Source organism: Shinella sp. SUS2 (assembly GCF_001262505.1).
Classification (GTDB): domain Bacteria; phylum Pseudomonadota; class Alphaproteobacteria; order Rhizobiales; family Rhizobiaceae; genus Shinella.
On sequence record NZ_KQ410733.1, the window covers coordinates 15,067 to 28,766 of the forward strand.

The window sequence follows — 13,700 nt, forward strand, 5'->3', positions numbered from 1 at the left end:
ATGACTGATCATGTCACCCACGGCGGCTTTGCCGCCATCGAAACGGAACAGGCTGAGGCCGAGCGCAACCGCGCCGCCGCCGAACGCGGCGACGCGCCGCTGCTGCCCTCCGAGCGGCTCTGGGGCTTCTGGGAGTTCACCTACGCCAATTCGGCGCTTGCCATCGCCACCTGGGCCTTCCTGATCGGCGGCGCGGTGGGCCTCTTCGTCGGGCCGAAGGAGGGCATTGCCGCCATCGTCATCGGCAACATTGTCGGCGTGATGCTGACGGCGCTCGCCACGACGCCGCTGTCCGGCCGCTACGGCATCGAGCAGTTCGTCGCGCTGCGCAGCCAGTTCGGCTACAACGGCAGCCGCGTCGTCTACGTGCTGGCCGTGGTCGTGCTCACCATGGGCTGGCTTGCGGTGCTTGCCATGATGTTCGGCCGGTCGATCGACGGCCTTGCGGCGCTCAGTGCCGGGGAAGCCGCCAATCCCACCGGCATCAAGATGATCATCGCCGCTGTCGGCGCGATCCTCGTCACCTGGTTCATCGTCGCCAGGGGGCCGACATCGATCAAGTTCTTTAACATGGTCGTCTCGCCCGCGCTGGTGATCCTGATGATCGTGATGCTCTATCTGATCCTCCAGCACCGCTCCTTCTCCGAGCTTCTGGCGATGCCGGCGCTTTCCCCGCCCTTCGAGGACAACACGCTCAACTTCATCATCGCCGTCGAGGTGAACCTTGCGGCCGGTTTCTCCTGGTGGCCCTATATCGGCAACCTCGCGCGCCTGACGAAGAACGAACGCACCGCCTTCTGGCCGAACGTCATCGGCATCTTCGGCGCCGCCACGCTCGGCGAGATCGTCGGCCTGCTTGCCGCCGTCGCCCTCGGAGATTCCGACCCGACCATCTGGATGACCAAGATCGCCGGCCCCGTCATCGGCATCATCGCGCTGCTCTTCGTCGCCTTCGCCAACATGACCTCGATGGCGAACATCCTCTACACCTCTATCGTCGGCCTCCGGCAGGTGGGAACAGCGTCCATCCGCGCCATTTCCTGGGGCACGATCCTGTTCCTCTTCTGCCTCATCCCGCTCGGCCTCGTCGTCTTCTATCCGCAAATGTACGACGGCTTCTTCATCTTCCTCGTCTGGACCTCGGCGCTCAATTCCGCGCTCGCCGGCATCGGCATCGCCGACTATTTCTTCCTGCGCCGCCAGAAGCTCGACATGCGCAGCCTGCACGGCCCACAGGAAAACGGTCCCTACCGTTTCTGGGGTGGCTTCAACCCGATCGGGCTCTTCGCCCTGGCTGTCGGCTTCGGCGTCTATGTTCTGGTCTTCAATCCGCAGACGCTCGCGAGCCTGCCGGCCTTCAAGTATCTCACCGCCTCCGTGCCATCCTGCCTTGCGGCTGGCGCGGTCCACTATGTCCTGACCCGGCTCTTTGCCCGCGGGCGGGGCTGGGGCCTCTACCCGTAACCTCTGGATATCAGCCATGACCGAGACCTACGACTACATCATCATCGGCGCCGGATCGGCCGGCTGCGTGCTCGCCAATCGCCTGTCAGAAGATCCGGCCGTAAAAGTCCTGGTCCTCGAATATGGCGGCAGCGACAAGTCGATCTTCATCCAGATGCCGACGGCGCTGTCCATTCCGATGAACGGCACCAAGTACAACTGGAAATACATGACCCTGCCGGAACCCGGCCTCGACGGGCGCCGGGTGCATTGCCCGCGTGGCAAGGTCATCGGCGGCTCCTCCTCGATCAACGGGCTCGTCTATATGCGCGGCCATGCCCGCGATTTCGACGAATGGGAGGAGCAGGGGGCACGCGGCTGGCGATATGCCAATTGCCTGCCCTACTTCCAGCGTGCCGAAAGCTGGCAGGATGGAGGCGACGCCTATCGCGGCGCCTCCGGCCCTCTCGCCACCAATGCCGGCAACAGGATGAAGAACCCGCTCTACAGGGCCTTCGTCGATGCCGGCCGGGAGGCGGGCTACATCACCACGGAGGACCCGAACGGCCACATGCAGGAGGGGTTCGGCCCCATGCACATGACCGTCAAGGACGGCGTGCGCTGGTCGACGGCGAACGCCTATCTCAAGCCGGCGATGAGTCGGCCGAACCTTTCCGTCGTCACCCATGCCATGACACGGCGCGTGCTCATGGAAGGCAAGCGCGCCGCCGGTGTCGAATATGAACTCGGCGGCCGCCGCCTCGTGGCGAAGGCCACCCGCGAGGTGCTGATCTCCTCTGGCCCGATCGGCTCGCCGCATCTTCTGCAGCGCTCCGGCATCGGTCCGGCCGCTGTGCTGCAGAAGGCGGGTGTCGAGGTGCTGCATGACCTGCCGGGCGTCGGCGAGAACCTGCAGGACCATTCGGAAGTCTACATCCAGTATGCCTGCAAGGAGCCGATCACGCTGAACGGCAAGATGGGGCTTTTGAGCCGCGCCCTGATCGGCGCGGAGTGGCTTTTGTTCAAGAAGGGTCTTTCGGTCACCAACCATTTCGAGAGCGGCGGGTTCATCCGTTCCGACGCATCGCTGCAATGGCCGGATATCCAGTTCCATTTCCTGCCTGCCGCCATGCGCTACGACGGCAAGAAGCCGCTCGATGGCCACGGTTTCATGGTGCTGACCGGGCCGAACAAGCCGAAGAGCCGCGGCTATGTGCGCCTGCGCTCGCCGGAGGCGCACGAGCAGCCCAACATCCTCTTCAACTACCTCGACCGAGAAGAGGACCGCGAGGGCTTCCGCCGCTGTCTGCGCCTCACCCGCGAGATCGTCGGCCAGCCGGCCTTCGACCGGTTCCGTGGCGAGGAGATGGCACCCGGCAAGGACGTGCGCAGCGACGACGAGATCGACGCCTTCGTGCGCGAGACGATGGAAAGCACCTACCATCCCTGCGGGTCCTGCCGCATGGGCGAGGATGCGATGGCGGTCGTCGACAGCGACCTCAAGGTGCGTGGCCTGACGGGGCTGCGCGTCATCGACAGTTCCGTCTTCCCGACCGAGCCGAATGCCAATCTCAACGCGCCGACGATCATGCTGGCCGAACGCGCTTCGGACATCGTGCGCGGCAAGCCGCTGCTTGCGGCCTCCAATGCGGAGGTGGGCGTCGCTCCCGGCGTCGGCACGACCCAGCGCAGCGGCACGCCGCTCCGGTCCATCAGTTGGTAGAAGAGGAACCCTATCCGCCGGTATCGACGGTCTGCCGGCGGAAAGTCCCGGCCTCTGCGGCTGCCGATCGGCACGATCGCCCGCCGGATCCGACGGGAAGTCAGGCGATATAGGGTGCCGCATTCCTTGCGGCGTCACATAACACCCTGGGGTTATTGGCTTTGGCCGGCTCTTCCCCGACCCTTCCGCGGATTACCTGGAGGAGGGGAACATGACACAGACGATCAAACTCGACCGGACACTTGGCCTGTGGTCCGTCGTATTGTTTGGCCTTGCCTATATGACGCCGATGATCGTGTTCGGCACGTTCGGCGCCCTGGCATCGGCAAGCCAGGGAACCACGGCAATGGCCTATTTCATCGCGGCCCTCGCGATTTTTCTGACCGCGGCGAGCTACGGCGTAATGGCGAGGGTCTACCCGGTTGCCGGATCCGCCTATACCTATGCTCGCAGGTCGCTGAATTCCGGCGTCGGCTTCCTCGTCGGCTGGGCGGTGTTGCTCGACTACTTCTTCCTTCCGATGGTGATCTGGCTGATCGGCGCGGCCTATCTCACCGCCGCCTTCCCGGCGGTGCCGGCCTGGATGTGGATCGTCGGCTTCATCGTGCTGACCACGGCCATCAATGTGATCGGCATCGCCTTTGCGAACCGGGTCAATGTCGTGCTGATGCTGGTGCAGCTTTCGGTGCTGGTGGCCTTCGTGGCGCTTGCGGCCCGTTATGTCGCCGCGCTGAACGGCGCGGGCGGGCTTGCCTCGGTTCGCCCGTTCTTCGAGGCCGGTGTGCCCTTCAGCGCATCCGTCGCCGGTGCGGCCATCGCGGCCTATTCGTTCCTCGGTTTCGATGCCGTCTCGACGCTGACGGAGGAAACACGCGAACCCACCCGCACCATGCCGAAGGCGATCATGATCATCGCCGTGATCGGCGGCCTGCTCTTCACCGGTTCGGCCTACATCACGCAGCTTGCCCATCCGGGCGGCACCTTCGCTTCGGTCGATTCCGCTGCATCGGAAATCGCACTGATGATCGGCGGAGACCTTTTCGTCACGGTCTTCCTCGCAACGCTCGTCGTGGCGCAGTTCACCTCCGGCCTTGCTGCGCAGGCAAGCGTCGGCCGGTTGCTCTTCGCCATGGGCCGTGACGGCGTCCTGCCCGCCGGCCTCTTCGGCAAGCTGCATGAGACGTGGCGCACGCCGGTGCTCAACCTCGTCTTCGTCGGCGTCGTTGGCCTGCTTGCGCTGACGCTTGATGTGACGACGTCGACATCGTTCATCAATTTCGGCGCGTTCCTTGCTTTCACTGCAGTCAATGTCTCGGTCATCGCGCTTTATTTGAAGGGTAACGCCACCGTGCGGCCGCTCGGCCCTGTACTCGGGTTGGCCGTCCCTGCGGCGGGCGCGCTGTGCGACCTGTTCCTGCTGTGGAATCTCGACAGCCATGCCAAGCTGCTCGGCGTGCTCTGGCTTGCCATCGGCATCGCCTATCTTGCCTATCTCACCCGTTTCTTCCAGCTTACCCCGCCGGAGGTGGAGTTCGTCGAATAGTCAGTTACGGCTTAGGAAGAGATGGAAGAGTTCTGCCTGGCTGGAAATGGTGAGCTTGGCATAGGCCTGGCGCCGGTGCACCTTCACGGTGTTCGGCGAGAGGCCGAGCGTGGCGGCGATGGAGTAGGTGGAGTGTCCCTTGAGGATGAGGGTTACGATTTCCAGCTCCCGCTTCGACAGGAGCGGGTGGCTGATCGCCGCGGCCGCCTTCGCGTCTTCATCCGGCGGCGTGAAACGACCGTGCCAATGCCGCTCGGCAAGCGCGCGCACGACGGGTGCCGCGCTTTCCAGCCGGGTGATGTCGCGGCGGGAGAATGCCGTCACCGTACCGATGCGCGACAGCGACAGAACCGCATCGGCATGGCGCAGTTTCAGGACGAAGCCGATCTCGTCGACAATGCCCGTCGCCTGGTAGTGGCGGCGGTAGTACTCCGTCTCCGTAAACCGGTCGGGGGCAAGCCGCCGCATGATAAGGACGCCCTGGTGCGGGCTGTTGCGGACCGCATCGTAGAACGGGTCGAGAATGTAGGCGCCGGCAAGATAATGATCGACGATGGTGGTGCGGTCGCCGACGATGCGGTCGTTGTCGAGGTCGAAGGCCTTGCCGCCCGGCGCATAGGCAAAGCCGTTCATCATCTCGAAGGCGACGAGGTGGCGGAGTGCCTGTTCCAGCGCCGCGGGAAAACCCGGCTCACCGAGCACCGCAACAGCCGCGGCAAGGCTGGCGTTCCACTGGTCGATATAGGCCTGTGCCCCTGCTGCCACGATCCTTCCCCGCTCATCGAAGCCAAGACCTAGCACGGAGTCCGCCGTCATGCAGACAGTTTCTCACCGCCATCCGCTCGACCTGCCGGCAACGGACATCGCCTCCGGCATCCGTGCTGGGCATTTTTCGGCCGAGACGGTGGTTGTCGAATCCCTTCGGCGCGCAAGGAGCGTCAATGCGGCGCTGAACGCCTTCACACTGCTGCGCGAGGAGGCGGCATTCGCTGCCGCGCGCGCCGCGGACCGGCAGAGGGCCGCGGGCGGGTTGCTGCCGCCCCTTCTCGGCGTGCCCTTTGCCGCTAAGGACCTGACGCCGACCAGGGGCGACCTCACGACGCTCGGCTCCTGGACGCGCGGGGACTGGGTGCCCGGAGAAAGCGCCGTCTGCATCGCGCGGCTGGAGGCGGCCGGCGCGATCCTCATCGGCAAGACGACGACACCGGAATTCGCCCATTCCAGCTTCACCGCCAGCCCCCGCTGGGGCGTCACACGCAATCCCTGGGACCCGGCGCGCACCTCCGGCGGCTCTTCCGGCGGTTCGGCGGTCGCCGTCGCCGCCGGCGTCGTTCCCTTCGCCGAGGGCACGGACATGGGCGGCTCGGTGCGTATCCCGGCTGCCTTCACGGGTACGGTCGGTCTCAAGCCGAGCCTCGGGCGCATTCCCATGACCATCCTGCCCAGCATGTTCGACAGCATTTCGCATTTCGGCCCGCTTGCCCGCACGACCGGTGATGCCGTTGCCTTCATGGCCGCGGCGGCGGGGCCTGACGACGCGGATATCTTCTCGCTGCCTCTCTCCTTCTCTGTGGAAAAGGCGCAAGCCCGCCCGCTGGAAGGTCGCCGCTTCGCCTTCTCGCTGGACCTTGGCTACTACAGCGTCGATGCGCCGGTGCGGGCGGTGATCCTTTCGACGATCGATGCGCTGCGGGCGGAGGGGGCCGTGGTCGAGCCCGTCGAGCTTGGCTGGACGCGGGTCGTCAACGACCAATGGTACGATCTCTGGTGCGTGTTCATGGCGGCCTTCTTCGGCGAGGCGCTGGAGGACTATCGCGCGCGGATGGATCCGATCGTCGTGGAACTTATCGAGCGTGGCCAGACCTTGAATGCTGTGGCGTACAAGCGGGTGGAACTGCTGCGCACGCGGATGTGGCAGGATCTCTCCGCAGTGCTTTCCCGGTATGACGGACTGCTCTGCCCGACCTGTGCCGTCACGGCTCCCGCGGCAGATGCCGACGACAACGACTATATCGCGGACCTGCCGGACGGGCGTTTCCGCGGTCTCGACATGACCTGTCCGTTCAATCTCCTGCCGCAATGCCCGGCCCTGTCGCTGCCGGCCGGGCTGGCGGACGATGGCATGCCGGTCGGCCTTCAGCTCATCGGCCGGCGCTATGCCGACGAAGACGTCCTGTCGATGGGTGGCGCGATCGAGCGGGTGTTGCGAACAGCCGGCGCGACGGCCGCCCGGCCACGCGACTGGTTCTGAACGTCACGCGTCCAGCGGGACGGCATTGGGGGGTAATTCCTCGCCTCAAAGCAAATCCGAACTCAAAATCGCTGGGCGTTCTTGCCGGGATTTTTAGAGGTTCGACAGCCACTCCTGGAGGTCGGCCTCGGCCTTCTCCAGTGCGCTGTAGTTCAGGAGCTTGCGCAGGAGCGCCGTGGTGACGGCGCGGGTGCGCAGGTTGAAGCGGGCGTCCTCGCTGTCCTCGCCGGTCGACTGGTAGACGTCGAGCTTGTCGTAGAGCTGCTGCAGACGGTTCTGCACGCTGCGGAGCGAGAGGTTGCGGCGGCGGGCGATGGCCCTATCCGTCAGGCCGAGGGCGATATCGATAAGGATCTCGTATTCGGAATCGGTGAAGCCGTTCGTCTGGCCGAGGCTCTTTTGCTGCACGCCACGGATTTCGCGGTCGATCACGCACTGGCTTTCGACGAAGATCGAGCGCAACGCCAGCTTCAGCCGCTCGTCGGAGGCGGATTTGAGCACGTAGCCATAGGCGGCGCCGTCGGGCACGATGCGCGAGACGCCGCGCACATAGGCTTCGTCGGAATAGTTCGACCAGAAGAGGATGCGCGTTTCCGGCCGCTCCTTCCAGATCGTGCGCGCCGCCTCGATGCCGTTGCGGGTCGTCATCTGGAGGTCCATGACGATATGCGCGGACTTGTGGTCGCGCGCGAGCTTTTCGCCGGAAAGACCGTTCTCCGCCTCGATGACGGTCTCGCATTCCGGCAGCGCCGAGCACACCGCCTCGTGCAGGTAGGAACGATGCAGCGGATCATCCTCCACGATCAGGACTTTCATCACCCGTTCCTCCTTCACATGGGGCTCCCGCGCCGCGTTCCGGGGCGAGGGGAAGCCGGACCGTTACGGTCGTGCCGCCGTTGTTGCGCCCCGTGCCGATCGTGCAGGTCGCCGAGATCAGCCGGGCACGCGTCTTCATGTTCTCGACGCCGCTGCCGATGCGTCCGCGCGGGCGCACGACGCCGCTGCCATCGTCCGTCACGTCGAGCACGAGACTTTCGGCCTCGACGCGCAGGCGTACGGCGAGTGTCGCCGGCCGGGCGTGCCGGACGGCATTGTTGATCGCCTCCTGCGCGATGCGGAAGAGGGCGACGCTGACGGTCGGCTCCAGCCTGTCGAGTGCGCCGGTCGTCTCGTCGGCGAGCGCCCAGCGGATCGGCATGCCGCTGTCGCGCACTGAACGGTCGAGGTGGTTCTCGACGGCCTGCGCAAGGCCGAAGAGCTGGAGGACGGAGGGTTTCGCCTGCTCGATGATCTGGCGGAGATCATGCATGCAATGCTGCAACGAGCGCGACACCGGCTCCAGGGCGTCGGGGCCGATTTCGCCGCTCAGCGAAAGCTGCTCGACGCGGCGGGCGAGGCGGGTGAGATCGGCGAGGGTCTGATCGTGCAGGTCCATGCCGATGCGTTGCCGTTCCTGTTCGAGCGCCTCCGTCAGCCGCAGCGCGCCGAGGCGCAGGCCCTCTTCCCGCGCGCGGGCCTCCGCCTCGACGATGGCGGAGCGCTGCGCCTGTTCGGCGGCGCGCAGCGCGAAGAAATAGGGCGTCAGCAGGTCGGCGATGACGCGGGCGTGCTCGACGTCGTCGAGCGAATAAAGCCCGGCCGTTCGCGACGAACAGGAGAGGGCGGCGATGATCGCGCCTTCCACCTTCATCGGCACATGGATGCGGCTGCGCAGCGACTGTTCGTCGATCGGCGCGCGGAAGGCGCCCTCGAAGCGGAAGCGCGGATCGACGGTGGCGTCGTCGCTGAGAAGGTAATCGACCTCGTTCCAGAGCAGGGAGCGGATGGGGCTGTAGACGACGGGCGCGCCTTCGAGGTCGCCCCAGGCGGTGTCGATGCCGGTCTCGTAGGCCGTATGGTAGTTGCCGTCCTCCACCAGCACGCAGACGTCGAGATGATCGTGCGGGATGATATGCGCGACCTCGTTGGCGACGGAACGGATGGCCGAGCGGAAATCGAGTTGGCCCGCGAGCAGCCGCGAAATGCCGAGATAGTGCTCGAAAAGCGCGGCAGGCGCGAGTTGCAGCATGGGCGAAAATCCTCCCGGCGGCGGCCTCCCATGCCGTCGCCGCCCTCCAGTAAGCGCCGACAAGCATAGCCGCGTCTTGCGGAAACCCGCAACTTCTCGCGCAAATCCCGCAAATGTCTTGCCGAACCGCGCCTGTACAGCCCCCTCGTTCTCCCGCATCCTGCCTTTGCTGAGAGGAGGAAGCTCAGCGGACAACGATTTCGATCCGGCCAACTGGATCCTGAGGGAGAGAGACAGATGGGAATTCGTAAGATGCTTCTGGCATCGGCCGTCGCCGCGTGCGTCGCCATGCCCGTTTCCGCCTTCGCCGACACGTCGGGCAAGAAGATCGCCCTTTCCAACAACTATGCCGGCAATTCCTGGCGTCAGGCCATGCTGACGAGCTGGGACAAGGTGACGGGCGAGGCCGTGAAGGCTGGCGCGGTTGCCGCCGCCGATCCGTTCACCACCGCCGAGAATCAGGCGACCGAGCAGGCCGCGCAGATCCAGAACATGATCTTGCAGGGCTATGACGCCATCGTGGTCAACGCCGCCTCGCCGACGGCGCTGAACGGCGCGGTCAAGGAAGCCTGCGATGCCGGCATCACCGTCGTCTCCTTCGACGGCATCGTGACGGAGCCCTGCGCCTGGCGCATCGCCGTCGACTTCAAGGAAATGGGCCGCAGCCAGGTCGAATATCTCTCGAAGAAGCTGCCCGAGGGCGGCAATCTGCTCGAAATCCGCGGTCTTGCCGGCGTCTTCGTCGATGACGAGATCTCGGCGGGCATCCATGAGGGCGTAAAGCAGTTCCCGCAGTTCAAGGTCGTCGGCTCGGTGCATGGCGACTGGGCGCAGGACGTCGCGCAGAAGGCCGTCGCGGGCATTCTGCCGAGCCTGCCCGAGATCGCCGGCGTCGTCACGCAGGGCGGTGACGGTTATGGCGCGGCGCAGGCGATTGCCGCGGCCAAGCGGCCGATGCCGGTCATCGTCATGGGCAACCGCGAGGACGAGCTGAAGTGGTGGAAGGAACAGAAGGACGCGGGCGGCTACGAAACCATGTCCGTCTCCATCGCGCCCGGTGTTTCGACGCTCGCCTTCTGGGTCGCCCAGCAGATCCTTGACGGCAAGGAGGTCAAGAAAGACCTCGTCGTGCCGTTCCTGCGCATCGACCAGGACAACCTCGAAGCCAACCTCGCGAACACCCAGGCGGGCGGCGTCGCGAATGTGGAATATTCGCAGGCCGACGCCATCAAGGTCATCGAAGCCGCCAAGTAAGGCCTCCCGGCGCCGCGCGGTCGCCCTGGCCGCGCGGTCTTTTCCAGCACAGAAGCGATGGCCAATGACGGGTGAAAAGCGGAAACCGGTGATCGCGGTCACCGAGGCCCGGGTGAGTTTCGGGGCGGTCAAGGCGCTCGACGGCGTGACGCTGTCGATCCTGCCGGGCGAATGCGTCGGTCTCGTCGGCCACAACGGTGCCGGCAAGTCGACGATCGTCAGCGTCATCAACGGTGGCCTGACGCCGCACGATGGCGGCGTTGCGGGCGAGGACGGGGCGATCGTGCGCTACGGCATCACCGCGGCGCGCGCCCGCGGTGTCCGGTGCGTCTTCCAGGAACTGTCTCTGTGCCCCAACCTCACCATCGTCGAAAATGTCCGGCTGGTGCACCGTTCGCTCGGTGGCTTCGGTTGGCGGCGGCGGGCGCGGGCGGTCATCGAGGCGAGCCTTGCCACGATCTTCCCCGGCCACGGCATTGCGAGCGACCGCACGGTCGGCGAACTCTCCATCGCCGAGCGGCAGATGGTCGAGATCGCCATGGCCTTTTCCGATGCGGGCGTCGCGCCACGTCTCGTCATCCTCGATGAGCCGACCTCTTCGCTCGATGCCAGTCTTGCCGAACAGATGCTCGTCCATGTCCGCCGCTTCGTCGCGGGCGGCGGGTCGGTGATCTTCATCTCGCACATCCTGAACGAAATTCTTTCGACCGCGGACCGGATCGTCGTGATGAAGGACGGCCGCATCGTCGCGGAGCGGCCGGCAGCGGATTTCTCCGAACGCAGCCTCGTCGAGGCTATGGGCAGCGTGGTGAAGGGCGAGGCCCATCGTCGCGCTGCGCGCGATCTTGCCGGTGCGCCCGTCGTGCTGGAGGAGAGCGGGCGCGGCCTGCCGCTCGTTGCGCGGACCGGCGAGATCGTCGGGCTTGCGGGCCTCGCCGGCCATGGCCAGACCGAGATGCTGATGACGCTGCATGCGGCGCGAAGCGGCGCCTGGCTGCCGGCACGCGATCCCGCCGTCACCTTCGTCGCCGGCGACCGCCGCCTCAACGGCGTGTTCGAGCTCTGGAGCATCCTGCGCAATTTTTCCATCGCCTCGCTCGGTGACATGACGCGCAACGGTCTGGTGCGGACCGGCGAGGAGGACGCGCGCGGGGCGGACTGGAAGAAGCGCATCGAGATCCGCACGCCGGATATGGGCAACCGCATCCTGTCGCTTTCCGGCGGCAACCAGCAGAAGGTGCTGTTCGCCCGGGCGCTTGTCACCCGCGCGCCGGTCGTGCTGATGGACGATCCGATGCGTGGCGTCGATGTCGGCACCAAGCAGGAGGTCTACGAGATCGTGCGCCAGGAGGCCGCAAACGGCCGCACCTTCGTCTGGTATTCGACGGAGATGGAGGAGGTCTGCCTCTGCGACCGCGTCTATGTTTTCCGTGAGGGCAAAATCGTCGCCGAACTCTCGGGCGACGCCGTCAGCGAAGCCAACATCCTCGCCGCCTCCTTCGAGGGAGTGGCCGCATGAGGTTGTCCAATGATGCACTGCGCCTTCTCATTCCGGCGCTCTCCCTGACCGTTCTTCTCGCCGCCGTCTTCTGGCTTCAGCCGCGGGCGATGAGCTATGTCGGCCTCAACCTCCTGTTCAATCTCGCGGTTCCGATCGCGCTCGCCACCATCGCGCAGATGCTGATCATGGCGGTCAACGATCTCGACCTCTCCATGGGCGCCTTCGTCAGCTTCGTCGCCTGCGTGACCGCCACCTTCCTGCGCGATGCGCCGCTCCTCGGCGTTCTCATCCTCGCTGGGGCTGTCTCAGTCTACGCGCTGATCGGCGTCGTCATCCACCTGCGCAACCTGCCGTCCATCGTCGTCACGCTCGGCATGAGTTTTGTCTGGGCGGGCCTTGCCGTGCTGCTGCTGCCGGCGCCGGGCGGGCAGGCGCCGGACTGGGTGCGCGCGCTGATGACGATGAAGCCGCCGGTCGCGCCGATGGCGATCGTCGCCAGCATCGTCATCGCCGTTGTTGCCCATCTCCTCGTCATGCGCTCCTCGCTCGGCGTGCTCATGCGCGGCGTCGGCGGCAACCAGCGCTCCATCGAGCGTGCCGGCTGGTCGGTGATTGCTGCCCGGGCGGCGGCCTATGGGCTTGCCGGTCTTTTTGCCGTGCTTGCCGGCATCGCGCTCGTCGGGCTCACCACCTCGGCGGACGCCAACATTGCGCTGCGCTATACGTTGCTCTCGATTGCCGGCGTCATCCTCGGCGGCGGTGAATTCATCGGCGGTCGCGTCTCCCCGGTCGGCGCCGTCATCGGCGCGTTGACGCTGACGCTGGCCGGCTCGTTCCTCTCGTTCCTGCGCATCTCGCCCGATTGGCAGATCGGCGCACAGGGCGCGATCCTCATCGTCGTGCTGGCGCTTCGCCTCGTCCTCAACCGCATCGAGGTGAGGGAGACGCGGCGATGACCCTTTTTCACCGACTTGCGCAAAAAAGCTGGATCTGGTCGTGGATCGCCGCCTTCGTCGTCTGGCTCGCGACGATCTCCGTGACGGGCGGCGCGAGTGCCATCGGGCTCACCCAGGCCGCGCTCACCTTCGCCGCCTTCTCCATCATCGTCGGCATCGGCCAGATGTTCGTCATCACGCTCGGGCCGGGCAATATCGACCTCTCCGTGCCCGCCACCATGACGCTTGCCGGCACGGTGGCGCTGAAGCTGATGAATGTCGAGAACGGCATGATCCTGCCGGGCCTCTTCGTCGCCATCCTCATCGGCGTCGCCGTCGGTATCGGCAACTATGCGCTCATCAAGACGCTGCGCATCCCGCCGATCATCGCGACGCTGTCGATGAGTTTCATCGTGCAGTCGACGGCGATCTGGACGAACCGGGGCCTACGCATCAAGCCGCCGCCCTTCCTTGCCGAGTTCACCACGGCCAGCACCCTCGGCGTGCCCAATGTGGCGCTCATCGCGCTTGTTCTCTCGCTTGCCGCCTGGCTGCTCCTCGAAAAGACGCTGTACGGCCGCTGGATTTCCGCCATCGGCCAGAGCATGCCGGCGGCGCGCATGGCCGGTATTCCCGTCGATGGCACGCGCTTCGTCACCTATGTCTTATGCGCGGTGCTCGCTGCGCTTGCCGGCTACCTGCTCGCCTGCTTTTCCGGCGGCGCGGCGCTCAACATGGGCTCGGAATATCTTTTGATGTCGATCGCCGTCGTGGTCATCGGCGGCACGGCGGTGGCGGGCGGCGATTCCAACGTGCCGGGCATCTGGGGCGCCTCGCTCTTCATGTTCCTCGTCGTGTCCATGCTCAACACCTACGGTCTCGGCGCCGGCGTGCGCCTCATCATGACCGGTCTCATCATCATCAGCGTCATCATGCTTGCGGGCGGCCGCCGACCCGGCGCCCGGTAATCCAGGAACCCAGC

General features: G+C 65.7%; 11 protein-coding genes. 8 read left to right on the forward strand and 3 right to left on the reverse strand.

Features of this window, described 5'->3' with window-relative positions; translation table 11 throughout:
• The 3 genes from AKG11_RS18710 (at position 1) to AKG11_RS18720 (ending at position 4,709) form a co-directional block, all read left to right on the forward strand.
• Positions 1–1,464 (forward strand): purine-cytosine permease family protein, encoded by a 1,464-nt coding sequence (locus tag AKG11_RS18710; RefSeq protein ID WP_050745007.1) that lies wholly within the window; start codon positions 1–3, stop codon positions 1,462–1,464.
• Between the two features lie 16 nt (positions 1,465–1,480).
• On the forward strand, positions 1,481–3,166 hold the full coding sequence (gene betA, locus AKG11_RS18715; RefSeq protein ID WP_050745008.1) for a choline dehydrogenase: 1,686 nt from the start codon (positions 1,481–1,483) through the stop codon (positions 3,164–3,166).
• Between the two features lie 211 nt (positions 3,167–3,377).
• Positions 3,378–4,709 (forward strand): APC family permease, encoded by a 1,332-nt coding sequence (locus AKG11_RS18720; RefSeq protein WP_050745009.1) that lies wholly within the window; start codon positions 3,378–3,380, stop codon positions 4,707–4,709.
• Here the strand turns inward: AKG11_RS18720 and AKG11_RS18725 are convergent, their stop codons facing one another.
• A complete protein-coding gene (locus AKG11_RS18725; protein WP_050745010.1) occupies positions 4,710–5,525 on the reverse strand; it encodes a helix-turn-helix transcriptional regulator in 816 nt (271 codons plus the stop codon). It abuts the gene before it with no gap.
• Between AKG11_RS18725 and AKG11_RS18730 the strand changes: the two genes are divergently transcribed.
• On the forward strand, positions 5,524–6,960 hold the full coding sequence (locus AKG11_RS18730; RefSeq protein ID WP_050745011.1) for an amidase: 1,437 nt from the start codon (positions 5,524–5,526) through the stop codon (positions 6,958–6,960). The two genes, AKG11_RS18725 and AKG11_RS18730, sit on opposite strands and share 2 nt — an antisense overlap.
• 93 nt (positions 6,961–7,053) lie before the next feature.
• Here AKG11_RS18730 and AKG11_RS18735 read toward each other — a convergent pair whose 3' ends face one another.
• Positions 7,054–7,776, reverse strand: coding sequence for a response regulator transcription factor (locus AKG11_RS18735; RefSeq protein WP_023516573.1), 723 nt, complete (start codon positions 7,774–7,776; stop codon positions 7,054–7,056).
• Positions 7,751–9,028, reverse strand: a complete 1,278-nt coding sequence (locus tag AKG11_RS18740; protein WP_050745012.1) for a GAF domain-containing sensor histidine kinase — start codon at positions 9,026–9,028, stop codon at positions 7,751–7,753. Before AKG11_RS18740 ends, AKG11_RS18735 begins: the two co-directional genes overlap by 26 nt.
• Positions 9,029–9,265: 237 nt before the next feature.
• Here AKG11_RS18740 and AKG11_RS18745 point away from each other — a divergent pair, with 237 nt between their 5' ends.
• The 4 genes from AKG11_RS18745 (at position 9,266) to AKG11_RS18760 (ending at position 13,686) form a co-directional block, all read left to right on the forward strand.
• Positions 9,266–10,282: an ABC transporter substrate-binding protein gene (locus tag AKG11_RS18745; RefSeq protein ID WP_050745013.1), complete on the forward strand. Its 1,017-nt coding sequence runs from the start codon at positions 9,266–9,268 to the stop codon at positions 10,280–10,282.
• A 64-nt stretch (positions 10,283–10,346) separates the two neighbouring features.
• On the forward strand, positions 10,347–11,801 hold the full coding sequence (locus AKG11_RS18750) for a sugar ABC transporter ATP-binding protein (protein ID WP_050745014.1): 1,455 nt from the start codon (positions 10,347–10,349) through the stop codon (positions 11,799–11,801).
• The gene (locus AKG11_RS18755) at positions 11,798–12,739 is read left to right on the forward strand and encodes an ABC transporter permease (protein ID WP_050745015.1); all 942 of its coding nucleotides are present in this window, start codon (positions 11,798–11,800) and stop codon (positions 12,737–12,739) included. Before AKG11_RS18750 ends, AKG11_RS18755 begins: the two co-directional genes overlap by 4 nt.
• A complete protein-coding gene (locus AKG11_RS18760) occupies positions 12,736–13,686 on the forward strand; it encodes an ABC transporter permease (RefSeq protein WP_050745016.1) in 951 nt (316 codons plus the stop codon). Before AKG11_RS18755 ends, AKG11_RS18760 begins: the two co-directional genes overlap by 4 nt.
• Positions 13,687–13,700 lie beyond the last annotated feature (14 nt).